This window comes from Bradyrhizobium sp. CCGB20 (assembly GCF_024199855.1).
GTDB lineage: Bacteria > Pseudomonadota > Alphaproteobacteria > Rhizobiales > Xanthobacteraceae > Bradyrhizobium.
The window spans coordinates 1,024,276-1,042,859 of the sequence record NZ_JANADN010000001.1 but is presented as its reverse complement, the minus strand read 5'-3'; the positions used below and the strand labels follow the sequence as shown (position 1 = coordinate 1,042,859).

11 protein-coding genes and 1 pseudogene are annotated in these 18,584 nt (G+C 61.9%); 8 read left to right on the top strand and 4 right to left on the bottom strand.

Annotated elements, in window-relative coordinates:
• Positions 1-11: 11 nt before the first annotated feature.
• Together NLM15_RS04825 and NLM15_RS04820 are read right to left on the bottom strand one after the other, a co-directional pair.
• Complete coding sequence (locus tag NLM15_RS04825; RefSeq protein ID WP_254115876.1) at positions 12-1,229, bottom strand: OpgC domain-containing protein; 1,218 nt, start codon at positions 1,227-1,229, stop codon at positions 12-14.
• A 321-nt stretch (positions 1,230-1,550) separates the two neighbouring features.
• Positions 1,551-4,607 carry an AAA family ATPase gene (locus NLM15_RS04820; protein ID WP_254115875.1) on the bottom strand — a complete coding sequence of 1,019 codons (3,057 nt, stop codon included), beginning with the start codon at positions 4,605-4,607 and terminating at the stop codon, positions 1,551-1,553.
• Positions 4,608-4,932: 325 nt separating this feature from the next.
• Between NLM15_RS04820 and NLM15_RS04815 the strand changes: the two genes are divergently transcribed.
• From NLM15_RS04815 to NLM15_RS04790, 6 genes and pseudogenes are all read left to right on the top strand, one after another.
• Positions 4,933-5,382, top strand: a complete 450-nt coding sequence (locus NLM15_RS04815) for a hypothetical protein (RefSeq protein ID WP_254115874.1) — start codon at positions 4,933-4,935, stop codon at positions 5,380-5,382.
• A 286-nt stretch (positions 5,383-5,668) separates the two neighbouring features.
• Positions 5,669-6,706: a thermonuclease family protein gene (locus NLM15_RS04810; RefSeq protein WP_254115873.1), complete on the top strand. Its 1,038-nt coding sequence runs from the start codon at positions 5,669-5,671 to the stop codon at positions 6,704-6,706.
• Positions 6,707-7,017: 311 nt separating this feature from the next.
• Positions 7,018-8,139, top strand: coding sequence for a hypothetical protein (locus tag NLM15_RS04805; protein ID WP_254115872.1), 1,122 nt, complete (start codon positions 7,018-7,020; stop codon positions 8,137-8,139).
• A gap of 43 nt (positions 8,140-8,182) precedes the next feature.
• Positions 8,183-10,456 carry a tyrosinase family protein gene (locus NLM15_RS04800; protein ID WP_254115871.1) on the top strand — a complete coding sequence of 758 codons (2,274 nt, stop codon included), beginning with the start codon at positions 8,183-8,185 and terminating at the stop codon, positions 10,454-10,456.
• Positions 10,457-10,466: 10 nt separating this feature from the next.
• Positions 10,467-11,246 carry a DUF2182 domain-containing protein gene (locus NLM15_RS04795; RefSeq protein WP_254115870.1) on the top strand — a complete coding sequence of 260 codons (780 nt, stop codon included), beginning with the start codon at positions 10,467-10,469 and terminating at the stop codon, positions 11,244-11,246.
• A gap of 35 nt (positions 11,247-11,281) precedes the next feature.
• Positions 11,282-11,485, top strand: a pseudogene (locus tag NLM15_RS04790) (isocitrate lyase/phosphoenolpyruvate mutase family protein); the annotation flags it as partial.
• Positions 11,486-12,166: 681 nt separating this feature from the next.
• Here NLM15_RS04790 and NLM15_RS04785 read toward each other — a convergent pair.
• Complete coding sequence (locus tag NLM15_RS04785) at positions 12,167-12,802, bottom strand: response regulator (RefSeq protein WP_254115869.1); 636 nt, start codon at positions 12,800-12,802, stop codon at positions 12,167-12,169.
• Positions 12,803-13,113: 311 nt separating this feature from the next.
• A complete protein-coding gene (locus NLM15_RS04780; protein WP_254115867.1) occupies positions 13,114-14,331 on the bottom strand; it encodes an ATP-binding protein in 1,218 nt (405 codons plus the stop codon).
• A gap of 528 nt (positions 14,332-14,859) precedes the next feature.
• On the opposite strand from NLM15_RS04780, the gene NLM15_RS04775 reads away from it, so the two are divergent.
• Complete coding sequence (locus tag NLM15_RS04775) at positions 14,860-16,458, top strand: DcaP family trimeric outer membrane transporter (RefSeq protein WP_254115865.1); 1,599 nt, start codon at positions 14,860-14,862, stop codon at positions 16,456-16,458.
• A 410-nt stretch (positions 16,459-16,868) separates the two neighbouring features.
• Positions 16,869-18,434: an AbgT family transporter gene (locus NLM15_RS04770; protein WP_254115863.1), complete on the top strand. Its 1,566-nt coding sequence runs from the start codon at positions 16,869-16,871 to the stop codon at positions 18,432-18,434.
• Positions 18,435-18,584: the final 150 nt, after the last annotated feature.

Here is an 18,584-nt window from a genome sequence, read left to right as displayed (position 1 = left end):
GCCGGCGATGCTCAACGACCCGCGGGCGCCGCTGCGGCCGTCGTGGCCGGAGCGTTGTCCAAGGCCGTGTCGGCCTCCTCCACCTCCATCACCTTCACGAACAGGTTCGGCACGCGCTCGGCGCGGCCGAGCAGCCAGGCCGCGCCGATCATGATGAGGATGCCGACGACGGAGACGGCGAGCTGCTCCCAGACGCCCTTGGTGTACTGGGTCAGGATCCAGTGCGCCGAGAACGACAGGAACACGCCGAGGCAGAAGATCGGCAGCGAGTGCTGGCCGCAGAGGATGACGGGCCGCAGCCAGGCCGCATGCAGCGTCCGCCATCTGCGCGAGACGAAATGGGTCACCCAGATCGCCAGCGCCAGGAAGTGCGTGAAGCGCAGCATGTCGAGGTCGGTCTTGTCGATCGGGTAGATCGCCTTGATCATCCATTTCGGGATCAAGGCCTCGAGCGCGGGGAGGTGCCAGGTCATCACGATCAGCAGCGCGAAGAGTAGCCAGGCCGCGGCCAGCGTCATCGCCGCTTTCGACCACACCCATTTTGCGATCTTGTCGATCTGGCCGATGCCGCACCAAGCGGCGAACACGAACATCAGCTGCCAGCAGAACGGATTGAAGTACCAGGTCGTGCCGGGCGGATAGGAGGCGATGTTCCAGTCGAACCGGCGCGACAGCATGTACAGCACCACGGACGCGGCGAGCGTCAGGTTCGGCCGGCGCACCAGGCACCACACGATGAAGGGCGAGGCGAACACCAGGGTGATGTAGAGCGGCAGCACGTCGAGATTGACCGGCTTGTACTTCAAGACGATCGCCTGCCCGATCAGCTCGTCCGGATGGGACAGGAAGTTGAACACGTTGAACTCGTGCTCGTACATCGGATTGTCGAAGCGGCGCGCGGTGCGGGCGATCTGCGCCGTGAACAGCAGGAACAGCATGATGTGGGCGACATACATCTCGATCGCACGCCGCCACAGCCGCTTCAGGGCGGCGAGAAACCAGCCGCCCGCGACGATCGGCCCGTAGATCCAGCCGACCAGATAGCCGGAGATGAAGACGAAGAACTCGGCGGCGTCGCTGAAGCCGTAGTTGCGCAAGGTCAGCCACGCCACGACGTCGTGCGGGATGTGATCGAGGAAGATCATCCACAACCCGATGCCGCGGAACAGATCAAGCCGCAAATCGCGCTCGACCGGCGCCAACAGAGCCGACTGGTCCCGTGTGATCATGACCCGCCTCGTCCGGTGGGCGTCGCGCCGTCGCGGCGCCGAAAAATGGAATGCTAAAAATTGTCGATCAAAAGTCACCTGGCCTTGCGGCTAGCGCGCCAACGGTAACCCACCTTGGTGGGCACGCAAGGGACTTCGTCATCGTGACGGGCAGCACCGCCGGGCCGGCCTTGCGCCCTGCATCAAGGGGGCGGCCTTCAAGGCCGCGAAAACAACCCCATGCACAGTAGCTAAGCCCTTGCGCCGCCTGCGGGATTTATTTGACGCGTCGGGCAGATATCGGCCGTGGCGCCGCCATCGCTGACCAGCCGGGGAGCGGCGTCAGGTCAGCTCGTCGTCCCTCGCCAGCATCTCGTTCAGCATCGCCTCGGCCTTGAGCCGGAGCGGCAGCGCGCCGCTTTCGGAGGCGATCGCGATTGCAGCACGCAGGGCCGCGAGGATGGCCGCCTTGCCCTCGTCGTCTGAGGGTGGCGTCACCACGGCTTCGCCGAACAGGGCCTCGGCCTCGAGCCCGGAGAAGCCCTGCTGCCGCGCGGTGTTGCGCGCCTCGCGCAGCATGTTCTGCGCGGCCCTGATATCGCCGAGGCGCCAGGTCGCGAGCGCAAGGTAGATCGAGCTGCGCAGCACCGCCGAGGTATAGCCGACCGCCTTCGCCTCCTCGCGCGCCTCCGTCAGCATGCCGCGCGCCCGGTCGAACAGCCCCTGCTCCAGATAGGCCATGCCGAGATGGCAGGCCAGCACCGGCACGAACAGCCGGATGCCGTGCTTCTGCGCAAGGACAAATCCGTCTTCGAGTATGGCTGCCGCCGCCGCCGGCTCGTTGCGGCCGAGCTTCAGCCAGCCGCCGCTATAGGCGGCGGCGACGCGGTCGTAGGGGCGGCCCGTTTCCTCCGCGATCGCGGCGGCCTGTTGCTGGAGCTGCTCGGCGGAATCGAACTCGCCCATGACGGTGTGGGTGAAGCTCTTCATCATGCAGCAGAGGAGGAGTGTGTATTTCGGGGGCGTGCCGAACGGCGCAATCGCTTCCGGTCCCATGAGATGAGCACGGCCTCGTGCGAATGTCTGCTCGGCCTCGCGATAACGCCCCGCAAGAAAATAAGCCTGCCCGAGATTGTATTGCGCAAGGTTACGCCACCCCGGAATGCCTGATCCCTCTGCAAGACCGACGACCTCCTCGCCAAGAACAACGGCCTCGGTCGGCGTCCCGTAGAAGTTCTGGCCACCCGCCATGACCGTCATGGCGGCAACCTTCCTGCCGACGTCATCGATCTGGGTGGCCCGTTGGTCAGCCTCCTTGCCCAGATCGATCCACTCGACAACCCGACCAGACCAGATGAATGCCATACGCGCCTCCATCCGGAGATCGATCGCGTTCGTCTCCCGCGGACGCGTCAACGGCGTCTTGTCGAGCGAACTCATCGCGGTCCGGAAGTAGTCGGCCGCATCAGCATAGGCCGAGCGTGCAAGGCACTTCTGTGCGGCACTCCTTCCGTAGCCGAAGGCCTTCGGCCAGTCCTTGGCGCGGGTGGCATGATAACAAAGTGCGTCGGAATCATCTCTCCATGTTTCGTCGCTTTCGAAAGCCACGAGAATGCGCGCGTGTACGCTCTCGCGTACCTTTTCGACCATCGACTCATAGGTCACTTGACGGACCATCTCGTGCCTAAACTCAAACGAGTCTTCAAGATCGCTATCGATCCTGACAAGCAGCTCGGCCCGGTCGAGCGCCGCAAGGCAGTCCTGGAGGACGTTCTCAGGCAAATCCGAGAGTCTTCGCACCACAGCTTCACTCGATCGTGGCCCCAATGCAGCGGCGACTTGCAGGACCTGGCGCTGTTGCCTCGACACGCGATCAAGCCGTGCCGCAATCACGCCCTGGATGCTTGAGGGGATGCCAAGCTCTTCAATGGGGCGAACGAGAGCCAGGTCACCCCACTGCCCGCGAAGTGTACCGTTATCCTTCAGACCGCGGCACACTTCCTCAATAAACAGCGGGACGTTGGCAGTGTGAGAGATGATCCGGTCCTTCAAATCGGTATCTGTCACTGACGTGCCAAGCATGTCGGCCAGCATTTCCCTTCCTGAATCATCGTCCAATGGCCGCATCGCGATCATTTCTGCGCGACAGCGCGCGATCCATTCCGGCATTCCGGTCGGCCGGCTCGTGAGGAACACGAACAAATTGGGTGCTTGCAGCGACGCAATAGCGGCAATAACGGTGTCGCTAGCGCGATCAATCCAGTGGAGGTCCTCGATGAGGAAGACCGTCCGCTTGTGGCGGGCCACACTCTCCGCGACCGCACAGCTTGCCTCGGAAATCGCGCGCCCCCGCGCGTAAGGCTCCAAGTCGCCCCAACGCACGTCGGAAATGGGCAAATCCAGCACTGCGTCGATCGCCAACCGATGGACCGCCGATAACCCTTCTCTGGGGTCTACCAGGCGGTCCGGGTCCTTGGAGACTGCCTCCAGGATCGACAGCATTAGACGCTTCAGGGTGCTGAATGGCGCGCTCTGAAGATTTGGGCTGCACTCGGCGTCGAGCAGCCGCCAGCCGTCAGCCCGAAGGTCCTGCACGAACTCATGCGCAAGCCGTGACTTTCCAATGCCGGCGTCCCCCATCAGCAGGACGGTCTGCCGGCTGGCCGAGACCCGTTCCGCAGTCCGCCGCAGCAAGGCCCGCTCCGTGGTGCGGTCGACAAATCGGGACACGCTACGCGCACGCCGGACCCGCCAGCTCGACAGATCGCTCGCGCCCATGACCCGGTACACAGGCAGGGGCTCGCCAAAGCCACGGAGCGCCTTGCGGCCGAGGAATTCGAAGCGGACGTGCCCGTCGGCGAGCTTCTGGCAGGCTTCGGAGACGTAGATCTGGTTCGCCTCGGCTGCCGTCTCCAACCGCGCGGCCAGATGCTGGGCGGCGCCACCGATCTCGTAGACCTTGGAAAACTCGCTGGCGACCATGTAGGCGACGACATGGCCGGAGTGAAGGCCGACCCTCACCTGAAGTCCGGGATCGCCGAGGCTGCTGACACGCCGGACAAGCTCGATGGCCGCGTGGCAGGCCAACGGCGCATGATTATCGTCGGCGATCGGGGCACCAAAGACCGCCGCCAGTCCGTCCCCCAGCTCCTTGCTGACGATGCCGCCGAACTGACGTACGGCGGCCCTCATGGCCGCCAGCGCCGGCTCGAGGCGCGAGACGGCCTCCTCTGGCTCCAGATCCGCAACAAGACCCGTGGAGTCTATGACGTCAGCACGAAGAATCGTCACAAACCGACGTTCGCTGTCGGGGTCGACCCGTTGACGCACTGCGGCTCCGCATTTGGAGCACCAGCTATCGTCCGGATTGATCGCCGACTGACACGCGAAGCAATGCATTCCTGCGCCTCAAAGGTCGCGGCCATTCTGTCGACCAGAATCCGCGAACAAACTCTCGATTAGAATACCAATCGAGAACCGCTTAGCAATCGGGCCCGCTCCTCACCGTTAGCGGAGCACAACGCGGTTGGCGATCTGGACGAAACACAGTCCTGAGTGGTAGCGTAAAAAAATCCCAGCAAAGATGGGGCATATGTTTCGGCGGCGCGAGGTTGGCCAACTGACCGGCGCCGCGGAGCTGTATGTATTTTCGCAAGGCCACGGACATATTGAGGGACAAGGCATGGGCTCGAAGACTTACAATGGGGCTTCATTCAGAAATTTGATGAACAGCAATTACTACCCGCTGGCGAACATGAAGAAGAGCGTGGCCAAGCTCAAGGCATCGGACGACATCGATCTGCCGAGCCTGGAATACGGCCAGTATCACCTGATTCTGACGCCCGCCTCGAAGTGGCCGCAGGACAGCGCCAAGTACTGGCACAAGGAGAAGGGCCGGGCTCGCGTCGACCTCAGCACCCAGCCGAACACGATCCCCCTGTCCAAGGATGAGCCGGGCGTCATCCCCCTGACGCGTTGCGATCTGCTCGATGCCTGCGTCCGGAAATGCTTCAATTCCGAGCCGCCGATCCCGATGAAGACCAACATCATCGTCCACGCGCCGAACGATGCCTATGCCCACCGGCACGAGATCCGGCTGGAGTGGGAGTACAAGAAGGGCGCGGATAGGCCGACGCTGCTCCATCTGACGATGGTCTGCCCGTTCAGAGCCTGAGCTTCAGAGACATTCGACGCGATCAAGAGAATGGCTGTCGTCGCCTCCCGCACGCGCCACAGGCGTGCGGGGGCACCGACCGGCCGATCCCCCCTTCTGGCCGCGCTCGGCGAGAACGCCGCCGTCAGCTTCGTGTCAGTTGAAAGCCGTCTCTACGCGCCGCAACGCGTCGCGTCGGTCCCATCTGGCGTCACGGGCCTGTCGCACGAAGATGATCCGCTACAGAGTAGTGCGCGAGTCGCCTCTCCGGAAAGCGGTCGTCGCGCCCGTGTGACAGGAGCGGCCGATGCCCGTTGGACTGCTGGAGGTCGAAGGCACCATCGATGTCGGCCAGTTCTGGCCGCAGGGCCGGTCGGACGCCGACACCACAAAGGTCGTGGTGACGATCGCGCCTGACGCGATCCGCTTCCGCAAGAACGACGCTGTGCCGTTCCAGCCGACCCATGTCTTCGAGGGCGCCAAGGTCAAGGGCCGGACCGCGACGGCGCCGATCAAGAACGGCAAGCTCACCGTTCGCCTTCAGGGCATCGACGCGCCCGAGCTGCATTATCAGCCCTCGCCGCTCTCGGCCGCCGAGAAGAAGGGGCTGACGGACGCCCAGAAGCAGGCCTATCACGAGGTCACCCATTCCTATCGCCAATTCCTCGGCGCGACGTCGAGCAAGACGCTGCATGATTTCCTCGCAGGCAGCGGCGAAGCGACACTCGCCTGCCGGGTGTTCACCCATGTCGATGCCCCGAACGAGGTGTTCGACACCTATGGCCGGCTGGTCGGCGACATCGAGGTCACGGTCGCCGGCAAGACCGTCGACATCAACCACTGGCTTGTCGAGCAGGGCTGTGCCTATCCGACGTTCTACTCCTCGATGAACGACGACGAGATCAAGGCCTTCCTTGTGCTGACCAAGACCGCGCGATCGAAGAAGCTGCCGGTCTGGAAGCACCTCGCCAAGACAATTCCTGCCTTCAACTTCGACCTGCGCGAGCCGAAGGCCAACGAGACCGACGTGCTCGCGACCGACAAGGGCCCGGTGATCATGCCAAAGCTCTACCGCCGCTACACCAACTGGTCGGCGCGCAAGAAAGCGAAGGTGACGAGCCAGAACTTCCAGAAGTTCCTGGGCGAAGGCTCCGGCGGCAAGCCCGACACCTGCTACGAGATCGACGACTTCCTGACCAACGGCGTGCACTCGGCCACGCCGAAGAATTTTGCGGAGTTCGTCGAAGGCGGCAAGACGATCAAGTTTCAGCCGGAGGGACTGGTATTCGGGGAAGCGCCGTCGAGCCTGGTCGGGGCGGACGGCAAGGCGATTACGCAGTTCTGACGATGCACGAACGCCGAACACGACGGCGTTTTGTCGCAGACCAATCATGACCGGCCGCTATCGTGGCCGTCCATATTTTCTGTTGTCGTTGCAGGTATTTCCGGCGGCCGATAAAGACCGTCAAAGACCACTCGCGTTAACGATTCAAATCTGCTATTCCTCAACCATAGATTTTTAGTTCGGTTTCAGAGTATCGACGATTGCGGAGTCGAGGGAGCTCGGCCATGAGCAACAAGCGAAACGTGTCGCACAATCATGCCTTTGCCCCTCCTCAGCTGGAAGCACCAGCGGGGATTGGATTTGCAATCGGATTGGAGATCGAGGCGATCGAGGTTTGCCAGGTCATCCAGGACGTCGAAAGCCAGGTGACGCTCGTTGCCGGCAAGGCAACGCTGGTGCGGGTCTATATCAAGCAGTCGAGCGTGACCGCGGTCGCGAGATTGCGGGGTGAGATCGCAGTGAGGGCGAGCGAGACGGGACCGGCCACATTCGTCCCGGCCTTGAACGAGTTGAACCTGGATCCCGCAGACACTGCAACGCTTCCCGACAAGCGCGAAGCGATCGAAAAAAGTCTGAATTTTCGCTTGCCGGAGAACATGACCCGCGCAGGCGATATCGTCATCGAAGTCAACCGCGTGACACAGGCGGGAGGCGCGGACCAGCCCCTGACCGGCACCCGCCGCAAGCCCGCCACCTTCGTTGCAGCACCACCCCTCCGAATTCATTGCATTGGCCTGCGGTATCGCGACACGAGGACCAACACGACCCACTCGCCCGACGCGATTCATTTCACCTATCTGCGCTCCTTCCTCGAACGTGCCTACCCCGTACCTTCGGTCATCTGGTCGCATATCGTTGTCGACGCCGATTTCACGGCACCGTTCAACGTCGATACCGTCGTGCAAGCGAACATGCAGGTTGCCGCCATCCGCAGCGCGGACGTAAGCGCAGGCGTCGATCCGCGCACGCATTATTTCGGCCTGGTCGACGATGCAAATCGCGCAAACTTCATGCGCGGCCGCGCGATGGGCATTCCGGCGACCCCGCAACCCGATACGGTCGCGTCCGGGCCGTGTGGTGCTGGAAACGGCTTTGCCGGCGACACCGATGCCTCATACGCCGACTGGTACGGCGCGCACGAGCTCGGTCACACGTTCGGCCGCTTCCACCCCGGCTTTCCGGTCGGGGACCAGGATGCCTCCGATCCCCAATTTCCATTCGCCAACGGGCAGCTGTCGAACGCCGATCGCAGATTCGTCGGGTACGATCTGGGCGATGGAGCTCTCGGCATACCGCTGAAAGCTCTCGCAGGACCCGGCCATCACGATGTGATGACCTATGCGGACCGACAGTGGCTTTGCAGCCATACGTTCGAGGCGATCCGCACCAGATTGAGGGCAGAAGACGAGCAATTCGCACCAGCCATGGTTTGATTTCACGAGTGGGCTGGCACGGCGCTGCGGAAAGGATCTTGCGATGGCTGAGAGAGAAGGCAACGCATTCGCGCACGTGGTCGCCAACATCGACACCGCATCCAGCGAGGGACGGATTCGCTATGTGCTTCCATCGCGCATGCGAACGGGCTCGGCCCAGCAGGCAGCCCCAAGCGCCGCGGGCCGGGACCTCAACATGGGCCCGGACGTCAGGCTGATCCTCAAGGACGTCAACGGGCAGACCATCTCCGAGGTGCGTCCCGAGTTGAGGTTTGAAGCCTGTCACGACGAGGGGGAGACGCCGCATCGCGCGATCATCCAACAGGACATCGCCGTCACCGACGCGCTCTCGCAAATCGAGCTCGTGTACCAGGGCAAGATGCTCGACGCGTTCAAGCCCTCCTCCGCGGCCACAGTGCTTGATCGTCAATTGCGGGGAACGATGACCTTGGGTCTGCCGCAACCCGGCCGGCTGAACAGATTTACAGTGGGGGCGCCCCACGTCGAACAGCGCGCCGGCGTCAGCTATCTGATCCAGGCGAAGCCTGACAATGCCGATCAGTGGCAGACACTGGCGGTTGGAAGGCCGACTCCCGATTTCGAGGTCGACCAGAATCAGTTTCCGGGAGCGTCATCGGTAGACATCCGGGTGACCCAGAATGCCGGCTTTCAGAGCCAGACGCTCGCTGAGAAAAGGATCAATCTCGCGGGGGCGCACAGCCCTGCGGCCGCATCCGCACGCGCTTCCACCGCATCCGCGCCGCAACTGGGGGGCAGAGGGGAAGGCATGCTGGTTCGGCAGAACATATGGGAGCTGGGCGGCGACTGGGCAGATCCGATTCTCTGGTATGCGCGCGCGGTCGGCGCGCTCAGGGCGAAGCCGCTCAACGATCGCACCAGCTGGCGCTTCTGGGCCGGCATGCACGGGTACCATCAGGGCCTGTGGCAGTTTTACGGCTATCAAGCGCTCGACGAGCAATTGCCCGCAAAGGCGGATTTCGATCAGTTCTGGCTGCAATGTCAGCACGGCAGCTGGTATTTTCTGCCGTGGCATCGCGGCTATCTGATCGGGTTCGAGAAGCTCATTCGCGCGACCGTTGTGCAACTCGGCGGACCTGCGGACTGGACCTTGCCTTACTGGAATTATTTCAAAGCCGGCCAGAATGGCTTGCCGCCGGCATTCGGCAGCAAGGACTGGCCGGACGGCACGGGCAATAACCCGCTCTTCATCGAGCAGCGGTGGGGGCCTGACCCGTCACAGCCCGGCAACGTCTTCGTCCCGCTCGAAGCCGTGAACCTGGATGCGATGGACGTTCACGAGTTCACCGGTGTGGCAAGTGGCGGCGACCGCGGCTTCGGCGGCATCGACACCGGCTTCGAACACGGCGGCGCCATGCACGGCGACATCGAAGGTCAACCGCACGACCAGGTTCACGGCCTCGTCGGTGGCGAGATGTTGTTCCCGGAGGCGGGCACAAGGCCATTGCCGGGACTGATGTCATCGCCGGTGACGGCCGGCCTGGACCCGATCTTCTGGCTGCACCACGCGAACATCGATCGACTTTGGCAGAGCTGGAGGCAGAGCGATGGTCGCAACACCGATCCGGAAGAAACCAGCTGGAAGAAAGGACCTGCCAGCCTCGGGCAGCACGCGTTTGTTGTTCCTCTCCCCGACGGCTCACCTTGGGAGTTCACCCCGGAACAGATGTCGGACTTTGCCGGCTTGGGCTATACTTACAGCGATTTCTCGCCGGCAGGTACGCCGTTGGCGCCGGTTGCCGGCATGAGAGCGACACCATCCGGAGCGGTCGCGATGCCAAAATCAACTGGAGCTGCAATTGAAGTGGTCGGCGCCAGCGCCCACGCGCTTCCCGTCGCAGGAAAAGGCGCCGAGACCTCCGTCCAGCTCGATACGCACATGCATGCAAAAGTTGCCGGCAGGCTGGCTGCGGGTCCTGCGCCCGGGGCGCGCGCGGAGCAGGTCTTTCTCAATCTGGAGAATGTGCGCGGATATTCCGACGCCACCGTTCTACAGGTTTACATGCAGTTTGCGGGCAAGGACGGTGCACCAACCATCGAGCGGCAAGTCGGGAGCATCGGGCTGTTCGGCGTCACCAAGGCGACGGAGACCGATGCCGGACACACGGGCGACGGCTTGTCATATGTGCTGAACATCACCAAGCCCTATCAGGAGTTCGCCGGTTCGGTAAACGTCGATCCCGCAAAAGTCGGCGTTCGTCTCCAGGCCGTCGCGCCGGTCCAGCAATCGGCCGACGTGAGTGTGGGCCGCATCAGCATCGTGCGGCAAGGCGACTGACGGTCGCCTCATGACGCCCGCGGCCTATGAGCGCCTGCAAATCCGTACTCCGCTCGCCATCGCGGCTGCCGCCGCGTGGACGGCGATGATCGCGTTGTCGGATGATCGCAAGCTCGTGGCCTTCTGCAACAGCGACGTCTGGTCGGCGCTGTCGCTCGACAGGTTCGTCTTTGCCATGACGTTCGCCTCGCCCGCGCGGCTCGCCGGCGAATGGATGCTGATGGTCGCCGCCATGATGACGCCGATGCTCGCCGGCGCCGTCGGACACGTCCGCGCGCGCAGCCTGCCGCGCCGGCGCCCGCGTTCGCTGGCGCTCTTCATGATCGGGTATTGGGCCATCTGGGCCGCTTGTGGCGTTCCCATCGTGCTCACGATGCTGGCGCTGCAACTGATGCAGCCGTCGCCGATCGCGACGATCGCACTGGTCGGAACGCTGGTCCTTGTCTGGCAATGTTCTCCCGCGAAGCAATTCTGCCTGAACCGCTGCCACGATCAGCCGCCCCTCGCGGCTCATGGGATCGGCGCGGACATGGCGGCTCTCAAATATGGCGCCACACAAGGTATCTGGTGTTGCGGAACCTGCTGGGCGCTGATGCTCATTCCGCTGGCAACGCAAGGCGGGCACTTGCCGGTCATGGCTGCAACGAGCTTATTCCTCATCGTCGAACGCCTCGACAAACCGCGGCGCCCGGCCTGGGACATACGATATCCATCGAGCTTCGCTAGACTGCTGTGGTTCAGGCTCGGCCTTTGGCGACGCCCCGAGCGCACGGAAAGCATAGCAGGCTGATCAGCACCGGCGGCTGTTCATCCACCGTACGATTTGACGCGGGTCTCGGGGCCAGCAGCAAGCCTCACCTCGAAGATCAGTTGAACGACAAGAAGATCACCGATGCGCATGACATGGCGGCGAAGGTCGCAGCCGTAGCGAAAGCGCGGCGCGATCTCGTGATCATCGCCAGGACCGACGCCGCCGCGCGCGAGGGCCTGGACGGCGTAGTCGCCCGCGCAAAACTTTACATGGCGGCGACGCCCATCTTCCATCTCGCAATTCCGGCTGCCCGGCGGGAAACGTAAGCGTGACGAGCCATGTTCAGACCGTGCCCAGTGTGGGGAACACAGGTCGCGACGCCGCGACTGAGTGCGACTTAATTCATTGAAGTATCTAAAGATTTTAGGAGCTGGTAGCTGCCCTAGGTATGGTAGCGGGAGAGCGCTACCGCCTTTCCCCACACCCGTCCGGACTTCGATATCTGCTTCAATCTTCCGCTTAAGGCTGCACGTTAGAGAACGGCGAGCCAAACGGGAATGAGGGTTTGCTAGAGAGCGCTGCGCGCCTCAAAAATCCGACAACACGGCTGATTAAGAGTCAGCTGCGGTTTCAGGACAATCAATGACCTGCCGGTCGCATTCCAGGCTTATGCGGCTGAAAATGGGCATCCGTCAGACGATCATAATCCGTCATTGCGCTGCCGGTCAGCCAGGTGTGCCAAGCTCGACGTTGCTCCGTCGAATTCGGAGAGCAACGTCGTGCGTCCGAGGCTCGGGCGGCTGGAAGGAAATGCCCGAATGCACCTGGAGCGGGTCTGCCCAAGTCCGGAAATCGTTGGCAGCACCGCTGTCGGTCCAGAGGAAATCGCGGCACTTCCAACAGGAGAACGTGTTGTCGCTGATCGCTAAGCGACGCGGCGGCTCGTATTGAAAGCTCCATCAAGGGTTGACGAGCTTCCTGCGAACGGCGTAGCGGACCAGCTCGGCCGTCGATGACATTCTCAGCTTGCGCATCGCTGACGCGCGGTGGGTCTCGACGGTCTTTACGCTCAGCTTCAGGATGACGCCGATCGACTTGTTGGTGTGTCCCTCTGCAATAAGCTGGACAACGCCCTGCTCGCGCGCGGTGAGCAGCATGTCGGACGTATTTTGCTTGCCGGCCTGGTATTCGTGGAGCAACTTCTCCAACAGAACGCCCGTGAAGTAAGGTCTCCCATCGAGCAAGGCCTCGATCGCGAAGATCAGGTGCCTACTGGCGTCCGATTTGAACAGGAAGCCGCGAACGCCAGCCAGGATGGCTTCAGTCAGCAATTCCTCATTCTCGTGCATCGTCAGGATCAATACTTCGGTGCGCAGGTGCATCGACTTGAGGCGGCGGCTGACCTCAAGTCCGTTCATCAGCGGCATCGAATAGTCGGCTATCACGACGTCCGGACGCGTCTCCATCGCCACGGCCACAGCCTGCTCGCCGTTGGTCGCCTCTCCGCTGACGATCCAGTCTGAGCGGGTCTCAACGATCGCTCGGAGCCCGGAACGTACGACTTCATGATCATCCGCAACCACGATGCGTTTCACGGCCTCGTTCCCGTATGCGGGCCCAGAACCTGTCGGGCAATCGATGGAGACTTCCAGCAGTCAAGTTTGCCAATCTACCGATTATTCCCCAATGGGTTATCCTACAAAACCCTGATATCTCCGGGCGGATGTACCAAACTTCGGCGTTTCCACAGACATCGACCGGTCTTGCCCACACGCAACCCAAATCGGACCGCGACACGATCATCGTCGATCGGCCTTCGTTTCGCGTAGGGAACTCCTGGAACCGACGGACAGAGACTGCCTGCCCTCGGGGTCCCTGATCTCCGTCATTCCGTGCACACGCTGGCTTATGATTTCAGTGACGCGCGCCGGCTACGCCTTTTGGTCATGAGACCATGCGGGAAAACCGCACACAGCGTCGTGCCGGAATGTCGCGGTGCAAGATCGGACCTGATCTCGAACGTGCCCCCAAGCTGCTTAAGTCTCGCTCTCATGGCGGGAATGCCGACACCGGGCGATATCGCACCGTTGCCACGTTTTGTGTGATCGACCGGAAAGCCGCGCCCGTTGTCGCTGATCGTCAGATGGAAGTGACCCTCGATCGCCTCGACGACGATTCTGACCTCCGTCGCCTTCGCGTGGCGGAATATGTTCGTGAGCGCCTCTTGAATGACCCGCAGAACCGAGAGCTGGCTCGCGTAAGGTAGCTTATCGACGGCGGCGGGTATCCTCGTGCTCACCCGCAACGACGTACGTGCACGAAACCCCAAGGCATGCTGCTCGATCGTCGCCTTGAGTCCCCGGTCCGTCAGATCCTGGGGGTGGAGCAGATAGGTCAGGGAACGGATTTCCCTGAGTGCCGCGTCGATCGACGCGTCGATATCATCGCAAAGCCGCTCGACGCCGCGCGGGTTATCGAGGCAAGTGCGGACACGCATCACACCAAGACTGGCGGCAACCAGCTCCTGGCATGTCGAATCATGAAGCTCCGATGCGATCCGCTGGTGGATGTCCTCGCGGATGGACATCAGGCTGACGTCCCCGTGAAGGAAAGCAGCCTCTTCAGTCATACAGTCGAGCCCCTCCTTGTGGAGTAACCGATGACCGCCAATCAACCGGGCCGCATTGCCGGCCATGGGATGGAGGATCGGAACAACGGTTGTCTCGACATCCCGCAGCAAGCCGCCGAGCATCAGACTGTGCTGAATTTTGGCCTCGGTTCCTTCCGCAAGACATCCCTTGAGGATTTCACAGAGACGCTCGGCGTCTTCGTTAGCAAGACATTCGAAGACGTCCAGCTCTCGGACCTCCTGCTGCGACATTCCAAGGAGAGCCTCGAAGGCCTGATTGATTGCCTCGTACACGAAGCGCCCGCCGCGTAAGGGGCGGACCGCGAAAAGGAGCTCTTCGGAGTGTGTCCAATATGAGCGATCGCCAATTGCGCCCTGGCCGATCAGGTGATCGTTGCTAAAGGGACGCGCCGGCTCGCGAGCAGGAGAACTGTGTGGCTTCACGGTGCGCACCCAACTTTCCGGGTCGTTTTCGAGGTCGAACTCAACGCTCAATCTCTAACGCTCCCTCTCCAGTCGTCCCAGTATCGATCACCGGACTACAGGAAACGCCCTAGGGGATAGATCGGATTATACGCTCGATCTTACCCTGAGCCAGCAGGTTGTATTCTCCGAAGACCAAAACCTCGCATGACTGGCATGAATTCCGGCATATGACTATGCAATTCGTGCCACGTACGGGACGCAGCGCACAGTGGTGGGATTGTGAGCCATTTCGATTTCACGCCCCCCCTCCCTATCCTGAGATCGCTTTCTGCGTTGCAGGATGATGTTAAGCCGACCGAGCGCGATGCAACTGCGTTGCGGTACAACCGAAATGGCACAATCTTGCCGAAAATTTCGACCTTCGATGGAGCTGGCTTGCGATCGCTGAAATCAAGCGCAAAACTCGATGTGCCCCAAACGTGTCAACAGGAGGCTTGCGTGCGAACATTCCGAGCGCTTTGCAGCGTTGCATCAATCGCAATATTTGCCGGTCCGGCTTTGGCACAGACACCCGCCAGCCAGGACCAGAAACCTTCCATGGAAGAGTTGATGCGCCGTCTCGATGCTCTGCAAGCCCGCGCAACAGAAGGTGACAAGCTGATCAGCGCGCTGCGCCATCGCGTCGACGAACTCGAAGCACGCGACAAGCATTCGAAGTCCCAGGCCGCCACCGCACGTCGTGACGTCGTCGCCCCGACCGCCGGGCAAAAGCCGCCTGCGATTCCGGTTGCGTCGACTGAGCCGCGGATAACCGCGAATGCTGCGGTCCCGCCACAAGCTGCGGCGGCGCCCATTCCGGGCCTGCGTCCGCCCGAACCGATGGGCAGTCAGTTCGACGGCGAAGGCGAGGACGCGCTGCGTTCCGATCTCCCGGGTTTGTCCTTGCGCATCCCGGGTTCGCAGTCCGAGGTGCGATTCTACGGTTTCGCGAACGTCCATGGCTACCACGACTTCAATGGCCGCAATCAGTCCGATGCGCCGACAGTGCAAACCATTCCGCTTTCCGGAAGCCCCGCCGACATCCAGGGAGGCGATACCGGATTGTCCGCCCGGTTCAGTCGCATCGGTATGGATACGCGCACGGCGACCGCTTGGGGCACTCTGGAAACCCGCTTGGAAGGCGACTTCGGCGGGGGCACGGCAGCCTCACCCAATGCGGTCTTTCGGCTCCGTCAGGCCTGGGGCGAGGTCGGCAGCGAACAGTTTCGTGTCCTGGTCGGCTGGGCGAACAGCCTGTGGAACGAGGGCGTTTATGAAACCGTGAACTTCTCGACCAATCTCAACCAGTCATTCGTGCGCCAGGCGCAGGTTCGGGCGACCGCGACATTGGCTCCGGGATTGACCGGGCACGTTTCGATCGAGATGCCGGATACGCAGTACACGTCCGCGGCAGGGGTATTCACGCAGATCAGCACCCCGGCTGGCTTTGGTGGATTGAGTCCGTCATTTGCCTCCGTGCCCGATCTACTCGGCCGGCTCGAATACCGGAACGATGGCCTGGGCCTCGATTTGCGCGGCCTGCTGCGCGATCTCACCATCCGCACGGCTGGTACGGCGGCAGCGCCGCCAGCGGTCGAACGCAATACCGCCGGTTGGGGTCTCGCGGGCAGCGGTCGCTTCCCAATGCGATGGCTGTCACCAGCTTTCGGTCCGGACGAGCTGGTTGGCATGGCCTATTACGGCCAAGGCATCGGGCGCTATTTCGGCGCCAATACCTTCGGCCAGGATGCGCTGTCCAACATCGGCCTGCCCGGCGTTGTCGATCCCAGCCTCGACGCCCTCCCGACCTATGGCGCGAGCGCAGGCTACCGCCGCTTCTGGACACCGCAATTGCGCAGCAATTTCGTCTACTCCTACGCATGGCAGCAATATCCGTCCTATGCGCAATTGTTCGTGCCGGGATCTGCCTCGGCGACGTCGTTGAACAGCACCATGCAGCAGGGGATCGTCAATTTGATCTGGAGCCCGTTCGCCGAGCTTCGTGGCAACAGCGTCGGGACCGGATGGCTCGACGTCGGTCTTGAATATGTCTACTCCCATCGGGACGTGTACGGCGGCACCGCAGCAACAGCCCCGGTCAGCGCCGGCTCTGGTACCGCCAATCGCATCCTTGGCTCGGCGACTGTGCGGTTCTGAAGACAGCCTTGTTGCTTCGCAGGCAGACATGGAAGCCTTGCTGACACAGACGTTCGTTCGGGTCGGTAATTGCCCCGGAACAATCTAGGCGCATTCGGTATTCAGCCGGATTTTGATGCGCCCTATTGATTGTTCGTAAGGCAGCGTGTGAACAGACAGATCGCGAAAGGATGAGCAATCCTCTCCCGAGAGGCCTCCGTGCCTCCATGGCCCTTTCAGATCGTCGCCGCACTCGCGGCGATGACGCAGGCATCTTCGTCAGAGGAGTAGGCGGTCGTCGCGTTGATTACGAGATCAGCGGTTTCGAGCGCGCATTGGCGTCCGATCCTTCCTCGCTGTTCTCATAGCATGGATCATCACGGTACCAGCGCTGCTCCAGCCGTCGCTAATGGAGCGGGAGGATTTCCGACATGAGCGCGCGCAGTGACGCCACGAGCACGCCGCCATCGAAGACGATGACGCAAAGAGCCCTCGACACTGTCGAACGTGTCGGAAACAGCGTCCCGCACCCCGTCGTGATATTCCTGATCCTCATCGCCATCGTGTTGGTGCTGTCTCACTTACTCTACATGTTGGGGGCAAGCGTCACCTATCAGGCCATCAATCCGGATACTCACAAGATCGAGACCGCGACCTCTGCCGCCAATAGCCTGCTGACGGCGGATGGAATTCGTCATATTTACACCCGGCTCGTGCCTAACCTCATGGGTTTCACCGCGGTTGGGCTGTTGATCGTCGCCATGATGGGCGTCGGCGTCGCCGAGGAAGCCGGCCTGATCAACGCGTTGATCAGAAAACTCGTGGCCGTCTCTCCGAGTTGGGCACTCGTTTACATCGTCGCGTTCGTCGGCATCTTGTCCAGCATTGCCGCAGACGCCGGCTATGTGGTGTTGATCCCGTTGGCCGGCGCCGCCTTCTTGAGCGTTGGCCGGCATCCTCTCGCCGGGCTCGCTGTGGGATTTGCCGCAGTCGCCGGTGCATTCACCGTGAACATGATCATCAAGCCGCTTGATGCCGTTCTGACGGAAATCACCAACGACGCAATCCACATGGTCAACCCCACCACGTCGCTGGATCTGACCGCCAACGTCTCGTTCTCGATCGCCTCTGTTCTTGTCCTGACCATCGTCATCGCACTCATCAACAACCGGATCATCGAGCCACGGCTGGGCGCTTACCAGGCCGAAAAGACCGCCAACACTCGGCCGGGGGCGAACGGAGGGCAGCTTTCCGCCGACGAGTCGCGTGGGCTGAGGTACAGCGGCTTTGCGCTGCTCGGGGTCGTGATCCTGTTCCTTCTGTTGACGGTTCCGTCGGGCGCGCCCCTGCGCAATCCGACGACGGGCGTCCTGATCGGCAACTCACCATTCATGAACGGCCTGATCGGGGTCATCATGGTGCTGTTCCTTGCAACCGGGATCGCATACGGCATCGGCGCGAAAACGGTGAATAGCTCCACGGCCGTCATCGCGGCCATGACCAAGGCGGTGGCTTCGCTGAGCGGCACCATCCTCCTCTTCGTCGTCATCAGCCAGTTCGTCGATTACTTCAACTACAGCAACATTCCAACGCTGATGGCCCTGACGATGGCCGATGTCTTGAAAAGCGCGAATATCGGCACGCTGTGGCTGCTGGTTGGCTTCATCATTGTCGTCATGATCCTGGACTTCGTGTTCACGCCCGCGATCGCCAAATGGGCCATCTTCGCGCCGGTCTTCGTACCGGTGTTCGTGCAGCTTAACGTCGATCCCGCAGCCGTCCTGGCCGCCTACCGCATAGGCGACTCGCCGATCAACGCGATCACCCCGCTCAATGCCTACTTTGCCATGGTGGTCGGATTTGCCCAGATTTACGACAAGAAAGCGGGTGTCGGGACGGTCGTCGCGCTGATGTTGCCGTACACTCTCTGGATGGCCATCATTTGGACCGTGCTGTTCGTTGTCTGGTACCTGCTAGGCTTGCCTTGGGGATTGTGAGGCACAAGGCAGCCCTAACCCGGAAAAACCCCGAGATGTCCGGGTAAATGGCCTGATTGTTCACCAAGGAAAATCGACGTTGGATGACGGTCCGTTGGGCCTCGTTAAAGGCGGCGAACGAAAACGGCGAGCGTTTGACCCGACACATGT